Consider the following 16,259-nt stretch of genomic DNA (forward strand, 5'->3'; position numbering starts at 1 on the left):
CCACAAACCCGGTAGCCGGCTGGCAGGCAGCGCCGCTAGATTCGCGGCATGGCCGACAACCCGTTGTTCCTCTTCCTCACGATGACCGAGAAATTCTCGGATCACCTGCGTGCGACCGGCGCCTACCCGGAGAAGTTCGTGCTGAACCTGGCGCAGCATGACACCTACCTGCGCGATGTAGCGCTCTTCAACCAAAGCCGTCAGCGACCGCTCGACCCGGCGTTGCACATGGGCATACGCATCGAGATCGATGCGACGTCACCGGGTGTGATGGTGGCGTCGAACGGCACGAAGGTCTTGCTGTTGGGGTAGCCCTGCGCGCTGTTCGAACTTCAGCGGCAAGAAGAAAGAAAACGACACCGAGGGCGTCGCCTGCTCCGAAGTCTTGGATTCGAGTGCCAGAAATTCGGATGCCAGAAAGACGAAAGGGTTAGCAGACGAATCTGCTAACCCTTGCAATCTGGCGGAGTGGACGGGACTCGAACCCGCGACCCCCGGCGTGACAGGCCGGTATTCTAACCAACTGAACTACCACTCCTGGTAGATCAACGTTCGCTCCTTGCGGAACCGAGTGTTGACAACTCGTGCCTGCTTCACCGAAGTGAAACTGGCGACCCTACGGGGATTCGAACCCCGGTAGCCACCGTGAAAGGGTGGTGTCCTAGGCCTCTAGACGATAGGGTCAAAACCTTGGACGTGCTGCGATCAGCATCTCTAACCTTCTCGACACTTTGATGGTGGAGGTAAACGGGATCGAACCGATGACCTCTTGCATGCCATGCAAGCGCTCTCCCAGCTGAGCTATACCCCCGTGTGGGTGTCGAGCCTCGAATTATAGCCCGATTTTTCAGGCCTTTTTCAATCGCTCGATAACTTTTTCGCGGGAAAAAATTTCGAGGACTGAATCGAGGGACGGTGTCTGCGATGTTCCCATCACAAGCACTCGTACTGGCATCGCTAACACGGGCATTTTCAGCGCGTGTGTCGCGAGGACTTCCTTGATCATAACTGCGATTTCGGCCCTCTCCCAGGCGACCGTCATCAATTTTTCAACGAGTGTTGCGATCGCAGGCTTCACTGCATCGGTGATGTGCTGCGCGCGGTCTGCATCGGTCACTTCGATGTCTGCATAAAACGCCGCAGCCCAACCAGCGAGCGCCACAGTCGTATCGCAACGGTCTTTGAACAGCGCGCAGATTGCAGGCAAACGCGCGTCGACAACGATGCCTCGCTTTTGCAACTGCGCTGCAACAAGCGGTGCGAGCTCGTCGCCGCTCCTGGCCTTGATGTACTGCGCATTCACCCACGCGAGCTTGGCTGCGTCCCACTGTGCGGGGCTCTTCGAGAGGTGCGTGCCGTCGAACCAGCTCACCATCTGCTCGCGCGTGAACAACTCGTCATCGCCGTGGCTCCAGCCGAGGCGCGCGAGGTAATTCAGCATCGCTTCGGGCAGGTAGCCGTTCTCTTCATAGGCGGTGACGCTCACGGCGCCGCGGCGCTTCGAGAGCTTCTGTCCGTCGTCGCCGAGGATCACGGGCACGTGGCCGAACTGCGGCAGCGGTGCGCCGAGCGCGCGGAAGATGTTGATCTGCCACGGCGTGTTGTTGATGTGTTCGTCGCCGCGGAACACGTGCGTGATGTTCATGTCCCAGTCGTCGACCACCACCGCGAAGTTGTAGGTGGGCACACCATCAGGACGCAGGATGATGAGGTCGTCGATCTCGCGGTTGTTGATGGTGATCTCGCCCTTGACGAGGTCGTTCCACGTCACGTCGCCTTCGGGCGGATTGCAGAAGCGCACCACGGGTGGCACACCTTCCGGCACGGGCGGCAGCACCTTGCCGGGCTCCGGACGCCAACGGCGGTCGTACAGCGTTTTTTCGTTGCGAGCACGTTGCGCTTCGCGCATCTCGTCGAGCTCGGCCGGCGTGCAGTAGCAGTGGTAGGCCGTGCCGGCCGCGAGCATCTGCGCGATGACTTCGCGGTAACGCTCGAGACGCTGCATCTGGTAGATCGGGCCTTCGTCGTAGTCAAGGCCGAGCCAGTGCATCGACGCGAGGATCTGGTCGGTCGAGTCCTGCGTGGAACGGGCCACGTCGGTGTCCTCGATGCGCAGCACGAACTCGCCGCCGTGGTGCCGCGCATAGGCCCACGAATAGAGTGCGGTGCGCGCCGTGCCCAGGTGAAGAAAGCCGGTGGGAGACGGTGCGATGCGGGTGCGAACTTTGCCGGTCATGAAATGAAAAATCAGGAAGTCAGGGTGCTCAGCCCGCGCGAAATGTCGGCCGTGATGTCGTCGATGTATTCGAGGCCGACCGCAAGGCGAATCAGCCCCTGGCTGATGCCGGCGGCCTGGCGCTGCACTTCGGTGAGGCGTCCATGCGAGGTCGTGCCGGGGTGCGTGATGATGGTCTTGGTGTCGCCCAGGTTGGTGGCGATGCTCACGACGCGCGTGCTGTTGATCACGTGGAAGGCGTTGGCGCGCGCAGCGTCGGGCGTGTCGCCGACCACGTCGAACGACACCACCGCTCCGCCCAACCCCGATTGCTGGCGCATCGCGAGCGCGTGCTGCCCATGCGAGGCAAGACCGGGGTAGTACACGCGCGCAATGCCGGGCTGCTGCTCAAGCCACTGCGCCACGGCCAGCGCATTCGCGCACTGCGCCTTCATGCGAATGCCCAGCGTTTCCATGCCCTTGAGCACGACCCATGCATTGAACGGCGACAGCGCCATGCCGGCGGTGCGCACCACGGGACCGAAGACGTCGACGATGAGCTTCGACGGCCCGCAGATCGCGCCGGCCATCACACGGCCCTGGCCGTCGAGGTACTTGGTGCCCGAATGGATGATCAGATCGGCACCCAGTTCAGCCGGACGCTGCAGGATCGGCGTACAGAAGCAGTTGTCGACCGCGAGCAGCGCACCAGCGCCATGGGCCAGGTCGGCCAACGCGCGGATGTCGCAGACATCGGTGAGCGGATTGGTCGGCGTCTCTGCAAACAGCAGCTTGGTGTTGGGCTTGATCGCCGCGCGCCATTCGGCCACGTCGGTCTGCGAGACGAAGGTGGTCTCGACACCGAACTTGGCGAACTCCTTGCCGAACAGGTTCAGCGTGGAGCCGAACACCGAGCGCGAGCAGATCACGTGGTCACCGGCCTTGAGCAGGCCCATGCACATCATGAGGATCGCGCCCATGCCGGTCGAGGCGCCGATGGCGGCCTCGGTGCCCTCGAGCGCGGCCAGGCGCTGCTCGAAGCTGGCGACCGTCGGGTTCGACGTGCGCGAGTAGGTGAAGCCGGCCTCGGTGCCGGCGAAGCGGCGGGCCGAGGTTTCGGCGTCGGGCTGCACGAAGCCGCTCGTGAGGAACAGGGCCTCCGAGTGCTCGCCGTGCTGGCTGGGTGCCAGGCCGGTGCGCAGCGCGAGGGTGTCGCGGTGCAGGCCGGGCGGCAGGGTGCGTTCGTTGTCGCTCACGTCGGCCCTCTCTTCTTTCTCTTACTCGCTGGGGTTCGGCAGGGCGAGGCGCGAAGCGTCTTCTTCGTTTTCCTCGATGCGCGGACGGTTGCCGTTCATGCGCGAGATGGCTTCGGTGTCGATGTCACCGGTCACGTACACGCCGTCGAAGCACGAGGCATCGAAACCGGCGAGCTTCGGGTTGAGCGAGCCGATGGCGCGCTTCATGGCGTCGACGTCCTGGTAGATCAGCGCATCGCAGCCGATGAGTTCGCGGATTTCCTCGACGGTGCGGTCGTGCGCCACGAGTTCGTCCTTGGTCGGCATGTCGATGCCGTAGACGTTGGGGTAGCGCACCGGCGGCGCGGCGCTGGCCAGGTAGACCTTGCGCGCGCCGGCGTCGCGCGCCATCTGCACGATCTCGCGGCTGGTGGTGCCGCGCACGATCGAGTCGTCGACCAGCAGCACGTTGCGGCCCTTGAATTCGCTGGCGATCACGTTGAGCTTCTGGCGCACCGACTTCTTGCGAACGCCCTGCCCCGGCATGATGAACGTGCGGCCGACGTAGCGGTTCTTCACGAAGCCTTCGCGGTACGGAATGCCCAAGAGGTGCGCGAGTTGCGTGGCGCTCGGGCGGCTCGATTCGGGAATCGGAATGATCACGTCGATCTGGTTCGGCGGCACGGTCGAGACCACGCGCTTGGCCAGCGTTTCGCCGAGGTTCAGGCGCGCCTGGTAGACCGAGATGCCGTCGAGCACCGAGTCGGGACGTGCGAGGTACACGAACTCGAAGATGCACGGGTTGAGCGACGCGCCCTCGGCGCACTGCATCGAGTGCACATTGCCTTCGAGGTCGATGAACACGGCTTCGCCCGGCTCGATGTTGCGTTCGAACACATGGCCCGAGCCTTCGAGCGCGACCGATTCGCTGGCCACCATGACGGTGCCGTCCTTCGCATTGCGGCCCATGCACAGCGGGCGGATGCCGTAGGGGTCGCGGAAGGCCAGCAGGCCGTGGCCGGCGATCAGCGAAACCACGGCGTACGAACCGCGCAGGCGCTTGTAGACGTTCTTGACGGCAGCGAACACCTCGGCCGGGTGCAACGGCACGCCGCGCGAGGAACGCTCGATCTCGTGGGCCAGCACGTTGAGCAGCACTTCGGAGTCGCTCTCGGTGTTGGTGTGGCGGTGGTCGGTGGAGAACAGCTCCGCACGCAGGGCGTGCGCGTTGGTCAGGTTGCCGTTGTGCACGAGCACGATGCCGAAGGGCGCGTTCACGTAGAAGGGCTGCGCCTCTTCTTCGCTGTAGGCGTTGCCGGCGGTCGGGTAGCGCACCTGGCCCAGGCCCACGTTGCCCGGCAGCGCGCGCATGTTGCGGGTGCGGAACACGTCGCGCACCATGCCCTTGGCCTTGTGCATGAAGAACTTGCGTTCCAGCAAGGTCACGATGCCGGCCGCGTCCTGGCCACGGTGCTGCAGCAGCAGCAGCGCGTCATAGAGCAGCTGGTTGACGGGTGCGTTGCTGACAACGCCGACGATTCCACACATGAACGATTCCTCTCAGGGCAGGTAGCTTGCCAACTTTTCAGGCAGCGAGGGTTTGAGGCCCTGCAATGCCGCATCGAGAACAATGGCGCTGCGCGATTCGTGCCACCAGGCACTGTCGCTCAACGCCAGCAAATGAACAACGACCGCCAGCACGAGCAGGGCCACTGCCCCCCGTGCCGCGCCGAACGCTGCTCCCAAAATCCGGTCCACCGGCCGCAGGCCGACCGCGGCGATCAGCTTGCGCGTGAGGGCTGCCGCCAGCCCCACGCCGAACGCCACTGCCACGAACACCAGCACAAAGGCCAGCGGGTAGCGCCAGGTGGCCTGTGGGTCGCCGAACGGCAGCCAGGCCGCCACGTCGGAGGCCACCCACTGGGCCACGATGAAGGCGGCCACCCAGCCGATCAGCGAAATCACTTCGAACACGAGGCCGCGCACCAGCCCGAACAGCATCGACAGCACGATGAGCGCGATGGCGATCCAGTCGAGCAGGGCCACGGCAATGAACTACAGGCAGCGGGCGATGACGGTGCTTACAACGTGAGGATGGCCGCGGCCAAAGACAAGCCCTTGACCCGGTCCGCGGCCTTCTCGGCCTCGGCGCGCGAGGCGAACGGCCCGACACGCACACGCGTGCGCTCGCCGTCGGCCGTCTTGGCGACGTGCACATAGGTCTTAAGGCCGGCGCGCTCGAGCTTCTGGCGCACTTCGCGCGCCTTGTCGGCATCGGCGAAGGCGCCGACCTGCACGACGAAGTGGCCGTTGTCGTCGGCGGCCGGCTTGGGCGCGGCGGCGGGCGGCTTGCCCTCGAGCAGCGCGCGGGCGCGGGCGCCGTCGTCGGCGTTCGCAGCGGGCTTGGCGGGTTCCGGCTTCGGCTTGGCCTCGGGCTTCGGCTCAGGTTTTTTCGGCTCGGGCTTGGGTTCCGGTTTGGGCTCGGGCTTCGGCTCGGGTTTCGGTTCCGGCTTGGGTTCGGGCTTCTTCGGCTCGACGGCGGGCTTGGGGGCGGCGGGGACGGTCGCGCCGGGCTCGATCACGGTGCCGTCGGCGGTCTCGGTGATCATGCCGCCGGCCGACGAGGCCGCGGCCACGCGGGAGCTGCCATCGGATGACGAGGAAGGTGCGCTGCTCGTCGCGGGTGCCGGCGTGGCGGGCACGGGCAGCGGCTTGGCCTTGTTGCGGTCAGGAATCTCGATCGGGATGTCGACCGGCACGGGGCGCGGCTGGGTGTCGAACAGCAGCGGGAAGCCGATCACGCCGACCAGTACCAGCACCGCCGCGCCGAGCAGCCGGTGTCGCGCACGTCGGCGCATGGTTTCGACACTTTCCGCCGGCACCGCCGCGGGGGCGCTGCGTCCTTCGTTGCCTTGTGGGCCGCGCGCGCGGAACTTGAAAAACGCCATGAAGTTCGATCCCTGGAGGAGTGCAGCGAGGTGGTGCCCGATGGTGCCGGATGGGTGTGGACAGCCCGACGATCAGCCGCCTGGCAGCAGGTGTTTGGCTTGCAGCCGGGGGGTGCCGTTTTCGAGGACGCCACCCACGGTGAAGAACGATCCGAAGACCACGATTCTATCAGTGGCACCTGCCTGCTCGATGGCCGCGCGCAGGGCGTCCATCGGGCTTGCGTGCACGCTGCCCGAGGCGTCGGCGCGCGTGTTCTGGGCCTGCCACGCGGCCAGCAGATCGGCCGCCTTGGCGGCCCGCGGCGTGGGCAGGTCGGTGAAGTACCAGCGGTCGATCAGCGGCCCGATGCGCGCGAGGATGGGCGCGAGGTCCTTGTCGGCCATGACGCCGAACACGCCGTGCGTGGTGGGCGAAAAACCCATGGCGTCGAGGTTCTCGGCCAGCGCCGCGACGGCGTGCGCGTTGTGCGCCACGTCGAGCACCAGCGTGGGCTCGCCGGGCACGATCTGGAAGCGGCCCGGCAGCTCGACCATGGCGAGCCCGTTGCGCACCGCCTGCGCCGTGATCGGCAGCTGGGGCCGCAGCGCTTCGAGCGCCGCGAGCACGCCCGCCGCATTGATCAACTGGTTGGCGCCGCGCAGCGCCGGATAGGCCAGCCCGCTGTAGCGCCGTCCGCGGCCCGACCAGCCCCACTGCTGCTTGTCGCCCGAGACGTTGAAGTCGTGCCCGAAGCGCCACAGGTCGGCGCCGATGGCGTTCGCGTGGTCGATCACGCTTTGCGGCGGCATCGGGTCGCTCACGATGGCCGGCTTGCCGGCGCGCAGGATGCCGGCCTTCTCGAAGCCGATGCTTTCGCGGTCGGGGCCGAGGTACTCCATGTGATCGAGGTCGATGCTGGTGATGACCGCGCAGTCGGCGTCGATGATGTTCACCGCGTCGAGGCGGCCGCCAAGGCCGACCTCGAGGATCGCCACGTCGGGCTTCTCCTGGATCATGCAATGCAGGATGCCGAGCGTGGTGAACTCGAAGTAGGTCAGGGCCATGTCGCCACGGGCCTTCTCCACCACGTCGAAGCTTGCTATCAGTTTGGAAGCATCGACTGCTTCGCCCTTGAGCCGCAGCCGCTCTTCGAAGCGCACCAGGTGCGGCGACGTGAACACGGCGGTGCGGTAGCCGGCGTGCGTGAGGATCGACTCGAGCATGGCGCAGGTCGAGCCCTTGCCATTGGTGCCCGCCACCGTGATGACGGGGCAGTCGAAACGCAGGCCCAGACGCTGCGCCATTTCTTTGGCGCGATCGAGCCCGAGCTCGATCTTGTCGGGATGAAGGTGCTCGGCGCGCGCGAGCCAGTCGTTCAGGGTTTCCATGGAGGCCGGCATTGTCGCCGACCCGCCACTCGCGGCATCATGGCGGCCATGACAACCCTATACGGCATCCCGAACTGCGACACCGTCAAGCGCGCCCGCGCCTGGCTCGACGACCATGGCGTGGCCTACGCCTTCCACGATTTCAAGAAACAGGGCGTGCCCGAAGCCGAACTCGACCGCTGGCTCAAGGCGCCCGGCTGGGAGGCGCTGGTGAACCGCAGGGGCACCACCTGGCGCAAGCTCGACGAGGCCACCCGCGACGCCGTGGTCGACGCCGCTTCGGCCCGCCCCGTGCTGCTGGCCAACCCGAGCCTGATCAAGCGGCCGGTGGTCGACTGGGGCCCGAAGACGGGCGTAACGACCGGTTTCGATGCCGATAGCTGGGCTGTGAACGCCGTGTAAACCCCGGAACCCCGTCCCGCCGGCGGGCCTCCAACCCCGATCTGCAGGAGAGAACACCATGAACAGACACGTTTTTCGCATCCTCACGGGGCTGTCGGCGGCCGGCCTGCTGGCCACGGGCGCCAGCGTCGCGCAGGCCCAGCAAGTGGTCCAGGCCCGCGTGATTTCCGCCACGCCGATCCGCGAAACGACCGGCAGCGACGTCAACTACAACGTCACCTACGAATACCAGGGCCGCCAGTACACGACCCGCACCACCAGCCGGCCGGGCGCCACCCTTCCGATCCAGGCCAGCGCCTACGGCGTGACCACCGCGCCGGTCCAGCCCCAATCGCAGTTGCAGCCGTACCCGGTCGAGGCCAACAACGGCCCGCAGTACCAGGAGCAGTACCAGCAATACCCACAGGGGCAGTATCAACAGGGAGCCAACTCCCCGTGGGACAGCGTCGTGCCGGAACCCGGCGTGGTGGTGTCCAACGCGCCGGCGCCGGTCTACGCGCAGCCGGCCCCGGTGTACGCCCCGCCCGTCTACGTGCAGCCCGCCTACCCCTACCCGTATGCGCAGCCCTACGTCTACCCGCCGGTCGGCATCTCGCTGAACCTGGGCTACTCGCGCGGCTGGGGCGGTGGCGGCTACTACCGTGGCTATCGCGGATGGGGCGGCTATCGCCACGGCTGGCGCTACTGAGTTCCCCCACGGCGGGCCGGCTCTGCCGAGCCCCTAAAATCGAGGGCTTCTCCAACCCCGGGGGTGCTGCTGCCGCGGCGCGTCCCTCGATCCGCCGAACGCGCAGGCGCCGGCGCCATCCATCCAATGACGACGACTACCGACACCATCAACAGCGCCGCAGTGGCCACCAAGGCCAATGTGTATTTCGACGGCAAGTGCGTGAGCCACAACCTCACGCTGGCGGACGGCACCAAGAAATCGGTCGGCGTGATCCTGCCGTCCACCCTCACCTTCAACACCGGCGCGCCTGAAATCATGGAAGGCGCCGGCGGCAGCTGCGAATACCAGCTCGCAGGCACCAGCGAATGGATCGCCTCGGGTCCCGGCCAGAAGTTCAGCATCCCCGGCAACTCCAGCTTCCAGATCCGCGTAAGCGGCGAGCCCTACAGCTACATCTGCCACTTCGGTTGAAACGGAACCCCTGACATGTCGACCATTCTCCAAAACGTTCCCGCCGGCCAGAAGGTCGGCATCGCCTTCTCGGGCGGCCTGGACACCAGCGCGGCGCTGCACTGGATGAAGCTCAAGGGCGCGGTCCCCTACGCCTACACCGCCAACCTCGGCCAGCCCGACGAGCCCGACTACGACGAGATTCCGCGCAAGGCGATGCTCTACGGCGCCGAGAACGCCCGCCTCATCGACTGCCGCGTGCAGCTGGCCAACGAAGGCATCGCCGCCCTGCAGGCCGGCGCCTTCCATGTGACCACCGCCGGTGTCACCTACTTCAACACCACGCCGCTGGGCCGCGCCGTGACGGGCACCATGCTGGTGTCGGCCATGAAGGAAGACGACGTCCATATCTGGGGCGACGGCAGCACCTACAAGGGCAACGACATCGAGCGCTTCTACCGCTACGGCCTGCTCACCAACCCCGCGCTGAAGATCTACAAGCCCTGGCTCGACCAGGTCTTCATCGACGAGCTGGGCGGCCGCGCCGAAATGTCGGCGTTCATGCAGAAGGCCGGCTTCGCCTACAAGATGTCGTCCGAGAAGGCCTACTCGACCGACTCGAACATGCTGGGCGCCACCCACGAAGCCAAGGACCTCGAGCACCTGAACAGCGGCATGCAGATCGTGCAGCCCATCATGGGCGTGGCCTTCTGGAAGGACGAAGTCGAAGTCAAGCGCGAAACCGTCTCGGTGCGCTTCGAAGAAGGCGTGCCCGTTGCGCTGAACGGTGTGCGCTACGCGAACCTGGTCGACCTGATCCTCGAAGCCAACCGCATCGGCGGACGCCACGGCCTGGGCATGAGCGACCAGATCGAGAACCGCATCATCGAAGCCAAGAGCCGCGGCATCTACGAGGCCCCCGGCCTCGCGCTGCTGTTCATCGCCTACGAGCGCCTGGTCACCGGCATCCACAACGAAGACACCATCGAGCAGTACCGCGACAACGGCCGCCGCCTGGGTCGCCTGCTGTACCAGGGCCGCTGGTTCGACCCGCAAGCCATCATGCTGCGCGAAACGGCACAGCGCTGGGTCGCGCGCGCCATCACCGGCGAAGTGACGGTCGAGCTGCGCCGCGGCAACGACTACTCGATCCTGAACACCGAGTCGGCCAACCTCACGTACAAGCCCGAGCGCCTGAGCATGGAAAAGGTCGAGGGCGCGTTCACGCCGCTGGACCGCATCGGCCAGCTCACGATGCGCAACCTGGACATCGTCGACACGCGCGAGAAGCTCGCGATCTACACCCGTGTGGGCCTGCTCTCGTCGGGCGAAGGTGCCTCGCTGCCGAAGCTGGCGAACGACGGCGACGCGAGCTGATCGATCGATCCCCCGGCCTTTGCCACGCGCAAGGGCGACCATGAAAAACGGGCCCTCGCGGCCCGTTTTTCTTTGGAAGGTGCACCGGCAGCGTCAGTCGCCGCCTCCTCCGCAACCGCCACCGCATCCACCACCGCCATCGGACGCACCACCGCCGTCGCTGGAGCCGCCGTCGCCGCTCCCGCTCGACTCGCTGCCGCCGAAGCCCCCGGCATCGCCCGAGCTTCCGCCGTCGGACGACGAATCGCCGAAGCTCGAGCCGCAGTGCGCGTCGGAACCAATCTCGCGCTCGACGGCGCGGCAATCGGGGGTGTAGTGAAAGCCGCCTGCAATCGCGAACTTGATGTCCAGCGCAAACAGCAGAGGCAGCCGCGCCGGCTTGCGCGGGTCGATGCTCTCTTCCTTGCAAGCCCAGTACCAAGTGCGGCGCAGGCCGTCGTTGCGCCGCGCGTCCTTGCCCAGCACCTCGGCCGGGCTGTGGTGCAGCATGCGTCCGAAGGCGGCCTGGCACCAGGTCTGGTAGCCCTGCGTGTGCAGGATGAACTCGTGCCAGGCCGTGTCGACCACCCGCGAAGGCATCGCCACAAACTTGCGGTCGCTGCGCAGGTGCGCCATGAAGAACTGCCGCAGCCCGCGCAACACCAGCTCGGCGTCGCGTCGGCTCAGTTGCGGGTGCGCCGCGCGGAGCTTGCCGATGAGGAACGGCGGCAGCCGGGCCTCGCGGATGAACTGGCGGCGCAGGCTGAGTTCGATCTGGCTCAGGAGCACCGCGAAGCAGAGGGCCGCGAGGATCAGCAGCACCGATCCCCACCAGCCCGCCCGCACCAGAAACACCGAGGCGATGCCCGCCACGATGACGACAAGCTGCGCCCAGCCCAGCGCGGCGACGCGCCGGCGATAGTTCAGGTGCAGGAAGTCGAGATCCACGGCGTCAGACCACCACGGGTTCCGGCTCCAGCCGGATGCCGAAGCGCTCGTATACGCTGGTCTGGATCGCCTTGGCCAGCGTCATCACCTCGCCGCCCGTCACCGGGTTGGCCGAGCCGCCCCGGTTGACCAGCACCAGCGCCTGCCTTTCGTAGACGCCGGCGTTGCCGACCGATTTGCCCTTCCAGCCGCAGGCGTCGATGAGCCAGCCGGCCGCGAGCTTGATGCTGCCGTCGTCCATCGGGTAATGCACGATCTTGGGGTCGCGCGCGATGATGTCGGCGCACTGCTCGGGCGTCACCGTCGGGTTCTTGAAAAAGCTGCCGGCGTTGCCCAGCACGCGCCAGTCGGGCAGCTTGGCGCGGCGGATCGCGCAGATCCACTCGAAGATGTCGACCGCGCTGGGCGTGAAGTTGGCGGTTTCTTCCATCTTGCGTTCGAGGTCGAGGTAGCCGACCACCGGCTTCCACGGCTTCGGCAGCCGAAAGCGCACCCGCGTGATGACCGCGCGGCCCGCCAGGCCGAAGTCGTTCGGGCCGCTGCGCACGTGCTTGAAGACCGAATCGCGGTAGCCGAAGGCGCACTGCGCCGCATCGAGCGTGAAGGCGCGGCCGGTTTCGAGGTCGAAGGCGTCGAGCGAGTCGAAGCGGTCCTGCAGCTCGACGCCGTAGGCGCCGATGTTCTGCACGGGCGCGCCGCCCACGGTGCCTGGGATGAGCGCCAGGTTTTCGAGCCCCGGGTAGCCGCTGCGCACCATCCATTCGACGGTGTCGTGCCAGGTTTCGCCGGCGCCGGCCTCCACGATCCAGGCGCGCGGCGTCTCTTCGACCAGCCGCCGGCCTTTGATCTCGACCTTCAGCACCAGCGGCTTGACATCGCCCGTGAGCACGATGTTGCTGCCGCCGCCGAGCACGAAACGGGGTTCGTTGCGCCAGGCGGGGTCGGCGTGCAGCGCGACCAGGTCGGCCTCGCTGGCGATGCGCGCCAGGTGCTGCGCACGCGCGACGATGCCGAAGCTGTTGTAGGGCTGCAGCGGGACATTGGACTCCACGATCATGGGAGAATTGTCGCATTCAGTCCCCGTGCGTCCAGGAGTGCCCATGCCGTCTTTCGATACCGTCTGCGAGCCCAATCTGCCCGAAGTGAAGAATGCGGTGGAAAACACCGCCAAGGAAATCGGCACACGCTTCGATTTCAAGGGCACCGCCGCTGCCGTCGAGCTCAAGGACAAAGAGATCACGATGATCGGCGACGCCGAGTTCCAGCTCGTGCAGGTCGAAGACATTCTTCGCAGCAAGCTCACCAAGCGCAGCGTCGACGTGCGCTTTCTCGACAAGGGCGACGTCCAGAAAATGGGCGGCGACAAGGTCAAGCAGGTCATCAAGATCAAGAACGGCATCGAGACCGAGCAGGCCAAGAAGATCACCCGCATCATCAAGGACAGCAAGCTCAAGGTGCAGGCCGCGATCCAGGGCGACGCCGTGCGCATCACCGGCGCCAAGCGCGACGACCTGCAGGCCGCCATGGCCCTCATCAAGAAGGACGTGCCCGACATGCCGGTGTCCTTCAACAACTTCCGCGACTGACCCGCGCATGAAGGCGCTCCTCGCCGCGGTGCTGTGCTCGGCCGCGGCCATGGGAGCGCACGCCGCCGACTCGGTCACGCTGACCGGCTCCATCGGCAGCCGCGCCATCCTCATCGTGAACGGCGCGCCGCCCAAGACGGTGGCCGTCGGGGAAACCTTCCAGGGCGTCAAGCTGGTGTCGCTGCAGGCCGACCAGGCGGTGGTCGAATCGGCGGGCAAGCGTTTTTCGCTGCGCATGGATTCGCCCGTGAGCATCGGTCGCGGCGGGGTCGCCGGCAGTGGCAACCGCATCGTGCTGCCGGCCGACAGCCGGGGCCACTACATGACGCAGGGCCAGATCAACGGCCGCGCCGTCACCTTCATGCTCGACACGGGTGCGACCACCATCGCGCTGTCGGCAGTCGACGCCCAGCGCATCGGGCTCGACTACAGCAAGGGACAGCTGGTGCAGATGCGCACGGCCAACGGCAACGCCCCGGGCTACAGGCTGCGGCTGCAGAGCGTGCGCGTGGGCGACGTCGAGGTCTACGACATCGACGCCATCGTCTCGCAACAGCCCATGCCGTACGTGCTGCTGGGCAACAGCTTTCTCAATCGCTTCTCGATGCGGCGCGACGCCGACGAGATGATTCTCGAGAAGCGGTACTGAGACCGCTCCCGATCAAGCCTCAGGCCTGTGCGGCCGTGACGACGATCTCGATCTTGTAAGCCGCGTTGGCCATCTTGGCCTCCACAGTCGCACGCGGCGGCGTGTTGCCGGCCGGAATCCACGCGTCCCACACCTCGTTCATGGCGCCGATGTCGCCGATGTCGGCCAAAAAGATCTGCGTCATGAGGATGCGCGACTTGTCGCTGCCGGCCTCGGCCAGCAGGCGGTCGACCATGCCGAGCACCTGGGCGGTCTGGCCACGGATGTCCTGCGTGGTGTCGTCGGGCACCTGGCCCGCGAGGTAGATGGTGCCGTTGTGCACCGCGGTCTCGGACAGACGCGGGCCAACGTGGAAGCGGGTAATGGATGCCATGGTGAGGTTCAAGCCTTTTTCTTCGAGCCGAGTTTCGACTCCGTGCCGGCCGCGAGCCGGCGGATGTTTTCGCGGTGCCGCCAGATCAGCAGCAGACTCATGACGATGATCGCAACGAGCACCGTGCGGTCGAGCGGCCACGCGATGTTGCCGCCGATCAGATAGTAGGCCGGCGCAAAGAACGCCGCCACCAGCGACGACAGCGACGAGTAACGAAAGAAGACCGCGATGATCAGCCAGGTCGCGCCCGTGGCGAGCCCCAGCCAGGGCGCGATGCCCACCAGCACGCCGGCCGCCGTTGCCACGCCCTTGCCGCCCTGGAAACCGAAGAACACCGGGTACAGGTGGCCCAGGAAGGCCGCCAGGCCCGCCAATGCGGCCACGCCCTCGCCCAGCCCCCACTGCGCGCCGAACTGGCGGATCAGGAACACCGGCAACCAGCCCTTTGCGGCATCGAGCAGCAAGGTGGCTAAGGCCGCGCCCTTGTTGCCCGAGCGCAGCACGTTGGTGGCGCCGGGGTTGCCGCTGCCGTAGCTGCGCGGGTCGGCCATGCCGAGCGATTTGCTCACGATGACCGCGAACGACAGCGAGCCGATCAGGTACGACACCACGATGGCAATGATTGAGGGCAGATCGAAACTCAAGGCGGGTCTCCGGGAAACGGATTGTTGTTGTGCGCCGCCGGCAGCATGCCCGGCGGGAAAAAGCAAACGCCGGCTATTCTGCCAGCGCGCATTGCACGGGCTGGGCGCCCAGCAGCGTCACGCACACCTGCGGATCGATGCCGATGAGGTAGCCGCGCCGACCGCCGTTGATCGCGATCTTCGGCATCTCGAGGATGGTCGATTCGATGTAGACCGGCATCTCGCGCCGCGTGCCGAACGGCGAAGTGCCGCCCACCATGTAGCCGCTGTGGCGCTGCGCCACCTCGGGCTTGCAGGGCTCGACCGACTTGGCGCCGATCTGCCGCGCGAGGTTCTTGGTCGACACCGTGCGGTTGCCGTGCATCAGCACGATCAACGGCTTGGCGTCCTGGTCCTGCATCACCAGCGTCTTGACCACGGTGAACGGGTCGAAGCCCAGCACCTGCGCGCTGTGCTGCGCGCCGCCGTGTTCCAGGTACTCGTACGGGTGCTCGGTGAAGGCCATCTTGTGCGCGCGCAGCAGCTGCGTCGCGGGCGTCTCGGAGGTGTGGGCGCTTTTCTTAGCCATTCCTGAAGAGAAGGTCGATGCTCGGCTGAATTCTGGTGTTTCTCGATAAGCTTTGGCCGTCTTACATTGATTGAATGCAGGCCCGGACATGCAGCATACGCCAGCCACTCCCTCGCTTCGCCTGCCACGGCACGCCCGTGCCGTCCACGCACGGGTCCTCGCGGGCGCCGCGCTGCTCCTGCTGCAGCCGGTGCTGCTGTTCCCGGGCTTCGACCGTTCCTGGCTCGACCTGTTCGAATGGCGGCCAGACGCCTCGTTGCCGCCGTCGCCCTGATGATGCCGCGCCCCGCCCTGCCGACCGTGGTGCTTGCGGTGGCGGCGCTGCATGTCGCCGTGCTGTGGCTGCTGGCCACCGCCAGCCGGCCGCACCCGACGACGCCAGCACGCCCCGCGCAGCCGATCACCGTGACGTTTCTGGAAAGCATCGCACCGACGCGGCCTGCGACGCCGCAGGTGGCGCCTCGCGTCGCGACAACTACCGCCTCACGCCCTGCGCCACGCCAGACAAGGGCACCCGCACCCGCGCGTGACACCCCCATCGAGGCACCGGCCGTCCCAGCCGAAGCGATCGCCCCTTCACCCGTCAGCCCACCACCACTGCGATTGAATTCCGAAGCCATCCGCCGCGCCCTGCGCGACGAGACGCGCCAGCGTTCTTTCGCCGATCAGGCCACGCAGGATTTGCGCGGCTCCGTGCCTTCCGCCTTCGACACGCCACTGGCCGCCCGCGTCGCCGGCGCGGCGCACGGCGACTGCCTGCGGGGCCAGTTCAAAGGCAGCCAGATGGGCTTGCTGAGCCTGCCCGCGCTGGCGCTGGCCGCCGCGAAGGGCGAATGCGGCCGTTGAG

Annotated in this window: 20 protein-coding genes and 3 tRNA genes; 9 read left to right on the forward strand and 14 right to left on the reverse strand. The window is 66.6% G+C overall.

Translation table 11 applies throughout. The features are described from left to right. The first annotated feature begins 48 nt into the window (after positions 1–48). Positions 49–312, forward strand: a complete 264-nt coding sequence (locus CLU95_RS06825) for a hypothetical protein (protein WP_099791638.1) — start codon at positions 49–51, stop codon at positions 310–312. 149 nt (positions 313–461) lie between these two features. Here CLU95_RS06825 and CLU95_RS06830 read toward each other — a convergent pair. The 9 genes from CLU95_RS06830 to folC all read right to left on the reverse strand — a co-directional run bounded on the left by CLU95_RS06830 (position 462) and on the right by folC (position 7,778). Further along, positions 462–538 (reverse strand) — tRNA-Asp (locus tag CLU95_RS06830). 70 nt (positions 539–608) lie between these two features. Next, positions 609–684, reverse strand: a tRNA-Glu gene (locus CLU95_RS06835). Between the two features lie 51 nt (positions 685–735). Further along, positions 736–811 (reverse strand) — tRNA-Ala (locus CLU95_RS06840). Positions 812–847: 36 nt separating this feature from the next. Further along, positions 848–2,236 carry a glutamate--tRNA ligase gene (gene gltX, locus CLU95_RS06845; protein WP_099791640.1) on the reverse strand — a complete coding sequence of 463 codons (1,389 nt, stop codon included), beginning with the start codon at positions 2,234–2,236 and terminating at the stop codon, positions 848–850. An 11-nt stretch (positions 2,237–2,247) separates the two neighbouring features. After that, positions 2,248–3,471, reverse strand: a complete 1,224-nt coding sequence (locus CLU95_RS06850; protein ID WP_099791642.1) for an O-succinylhomoserine sulfhydrylase — start codon at positions 3,469–3,471, stop codon at positions 2,248–2,250. 21 nt (positions 3,472–3,492) lie between these two features. Further along, positions 3,493–4,998, reverse strand: a complete 1,506-nt coding sequence (purF, locus tag CLU95_RS06855; RefSeq protein ID WP_099791644.1) for an amidophosphoribosyltransferase — start codon at positions 4,996–4,998, stop codon at positions 3,493–3,495. Between the two features lie 12 nt (positions 4,999–5,010). Beyond that, on the reverse strand, positions 5,011–5,496 hold the full coding sequence (locus tag CLU95_RS06860; RefSeq protein WP_070062414.1) for a CvpA family protein: 486 nt from the start codon (positions 5,494–5,496) through the stop codon (positions 5,011–5,013). A gap of 35 nt (positions 5,497–5,531) precedes the next feature. Next, positions 5,532–6,398 (reverse strand): SPOR domain-containing protein, encoded by an 867-nt coding sequence (locus CLU95_RS06865; protein WP_099791645.1) that lies wholly within the window; start codon positions 6,396–6,398, stop codon positions 5,532–5,534. Positions 6,399–6,470: 72 nt separating this feature from the next. Then, positions 6,471–7,778 carry a bifunctional tetrahydrofolate synthase/dihydrofolate synthase gene (gene folC / locus CLU95_RS06870; RefSeq protein ID WP_099791647.1) on the reverse strand — a complete coding sequence of 436 codons (1,308 nt, stop codon included), beginning with the start codon at positions 7,776–7,778 and terminating at the stop codon, positions 6,471–6,473. 36 nt (positions 7,779–7,814) lie between these two features. Between folC and CLU95_RS06875 the strand changes: the two genes are divergently transcribed. The 4 genes from CLU95_RS06875 to argG all read left to right on the forward strand — a co-directional run bounded on the left by CLU95_RS06875 (position 7,815) and on the right by argG (position 10,665). After that, the gene (locus tag CLU95_RS06875) at positions 7,815–8,168 is read left to right on the forward strand and encodes an ArsC family reductase (RefSeq protein WP_180288557.1); all 354 of its coding nucleotides are present in this window, start codon (positions 7,815–7,817) and stop codon (positions 8,166–8,168) included. Positions 8,169–8,226: 58 nt separating this feature from the next. Continuing rightward, a complete protein-coding gene (locus CLU95_RS06880; protein ID WP_099791651.1) occupies positions 8,227–8,856 on the forward strand; it encodes a hypothetical protein in 630 nt (209 codons plus the stop codon). 126 nt (positions 8,857–8,982) lie between these two features. Beyond that, positions 8,983–9,309, forward strand: a complete 327-nt coding sequence (gene ppnP / locus CLU95_RS06885; protein WP_099791653.1) for a pyrimidine/purine nucleoside phosphorylase — start codon at positions 8,983–8,985, stop codon at positions 9,307–9,309. Between the two features lie 15 nt (positions 9,310–9,324). Further along, on the forward strand, positions 9,325–10,665 hold the full coding sequence (gene argG / locus CLU95_RS06890) for an argininosuccinate synthase (protein WP_099791655.1): 1,341 nt from the start codon (positions 9,325–9,327) through the stop codon (positions 10,663–10,665). A gap of 93 nt (positions 10,666–10,758) precedes the next feature. On the opposite strand, the gene CLU95_RS06895 is transcribed toward argG, so the two are convergent. After that, positions 10,759–11,592, reverse strand: coding sequence for a glycine-rich domain-containing protein (locus CLU95_RS06895; protein ID WP_099791657.1), 834 nt, complete (start codon positions 11,590–11,592; stop codon positions 10,759–10,761). Positions 11,593–11,596: 4 nt separating this feature from the next. Beyond that, on the reverse strand, positions 11,597–12,649 hold the full coding sequence (murB, locus tag CLU95_RS06900) for a UDP-N-acetylmuramate dehydrogenase (RefSeq protein WP_099791659.1): 1,053 nt from the start codon (positions 12,647–12,649) through the stop codon (positions 11,597–11,599). A 43-nt stretch (positions 12,650–12,692) separates the two neighbouring features. Here murB and CLU95_RS06905 point away from each other — a divergent pair, with 43 nt between their 5' ends. Together CLU95_RS06905 and CLU95_RS06910 are read left to right on the forward strand one after the other, a co-directional pair. Further along, the gene (locus CLU95_RS06905; protein WP_099791661.1) at positions 12,693–13,178 is read left to right on the forward strand and encodes a YajQ family cyclic di-GMP-binding protein; all 486 of its coding nucleotides are present in this window, start codon (positions 12,693–12,695) and stop codon (positions 13,176–13,178) included. Between the two features lie 7 nt (positions 13,179–13,185). Beyond that, positions 13,186–13,827: a retropepsin-like aspartic protease family protein gene (locus CLU95_RS06910; RefSeq protein WP_099791663.1), complete on the forward strand. Its 642-nt coding sequence runs from the start codon at positions 13,186–13,188 to the stop codon at positions 13,825–13,827. A gap of 19 nt (positions 13,828–13,846) precedes the next feature. Here CLU95_RS06910 and CLU95_RS06915 read toward each other — a convergent pair whose 3' ends face one another. From CLU95_RS06915 to CLU95_RS06925, 3 genes are all read right to left on the reverse strand, one after another. Beyond that, on the reverse strand, positions 13,847–14,200 hold the full coding sequence (locus CLU95_RS06915; protein ID WP_070062404.1) for a RidA family protein: 354 nt from the start codon (positions 14,198–14,200) through the stop codon (positions 13,847–13,849). 8 nt (positions 14,201–14,208) lie between these two features. Then, positions 14,209–14,844 (reverse strand): glycerol-3-phosphate 1-O-acyltransferase PlsY, encoded by a 636-nt coding sequence (gene plsY, locus CLU95_RS06920; protein WP_099791665.1) that lies wholly within the window; start codon positions 14,842–14,844, stop codon positions 14,209–14,211. A gap of 73 nt (positions 14,845–14,917) precedes the next feature. Further along, positions 14,918–15,412: an aminoacyl-tRNA deacylase gene (locus CLU95_RS06925; RefSeq protein WP_099791667.1), complete on the reverse strand. Its 495-nt coding sequence runs from the start codon at positions 15,410–15,412 to the stop codon at positions 14,918–14,920. An 88-nt stretch (positions 15,413–15,500) separates the two neighbouring features. On the opposite strand from CLU95_RS06925, the gene CLU95_RS06930 reads away from it, so the two are divergent. Beyond that, positions 15,501–15,686, forward strand: coding sequence for a hypothetical protein (locus CLU95_RS06930; RefSeq protein ID WP_099791669.1), 186 nt, complete (start codon positions 15,501–15,503; stop codon positions 15,684–15,686). Continuing rightward, positions 15,650–16,258 carry a hypothetical protein gene (locus tag CLU95_RS30590; RefSeq protein WP_143605969.1) on the forward strand — a complete coding sequence of 203 codons (609 nt, stop codon included), beginning with the start codon at positions 15,650–15,652 and terminating at the stop codon, positions 16,256–16,258. The genes CLU95_RS06930 and CLU95_RS30590 overlap by 37 nt, the downstream gene beginning before the upstream one ends. Position 16,259 lies beyond the last annotated feature (1 nt).

This window comes from Variovorax sp. 54 (assembly GCF_002754375.1).
GTDB lineage: Bacteria > Pseudomonadota > Gammaproteobacteria > Burkholderiales > Burkholderiaceae_C > Variovorax.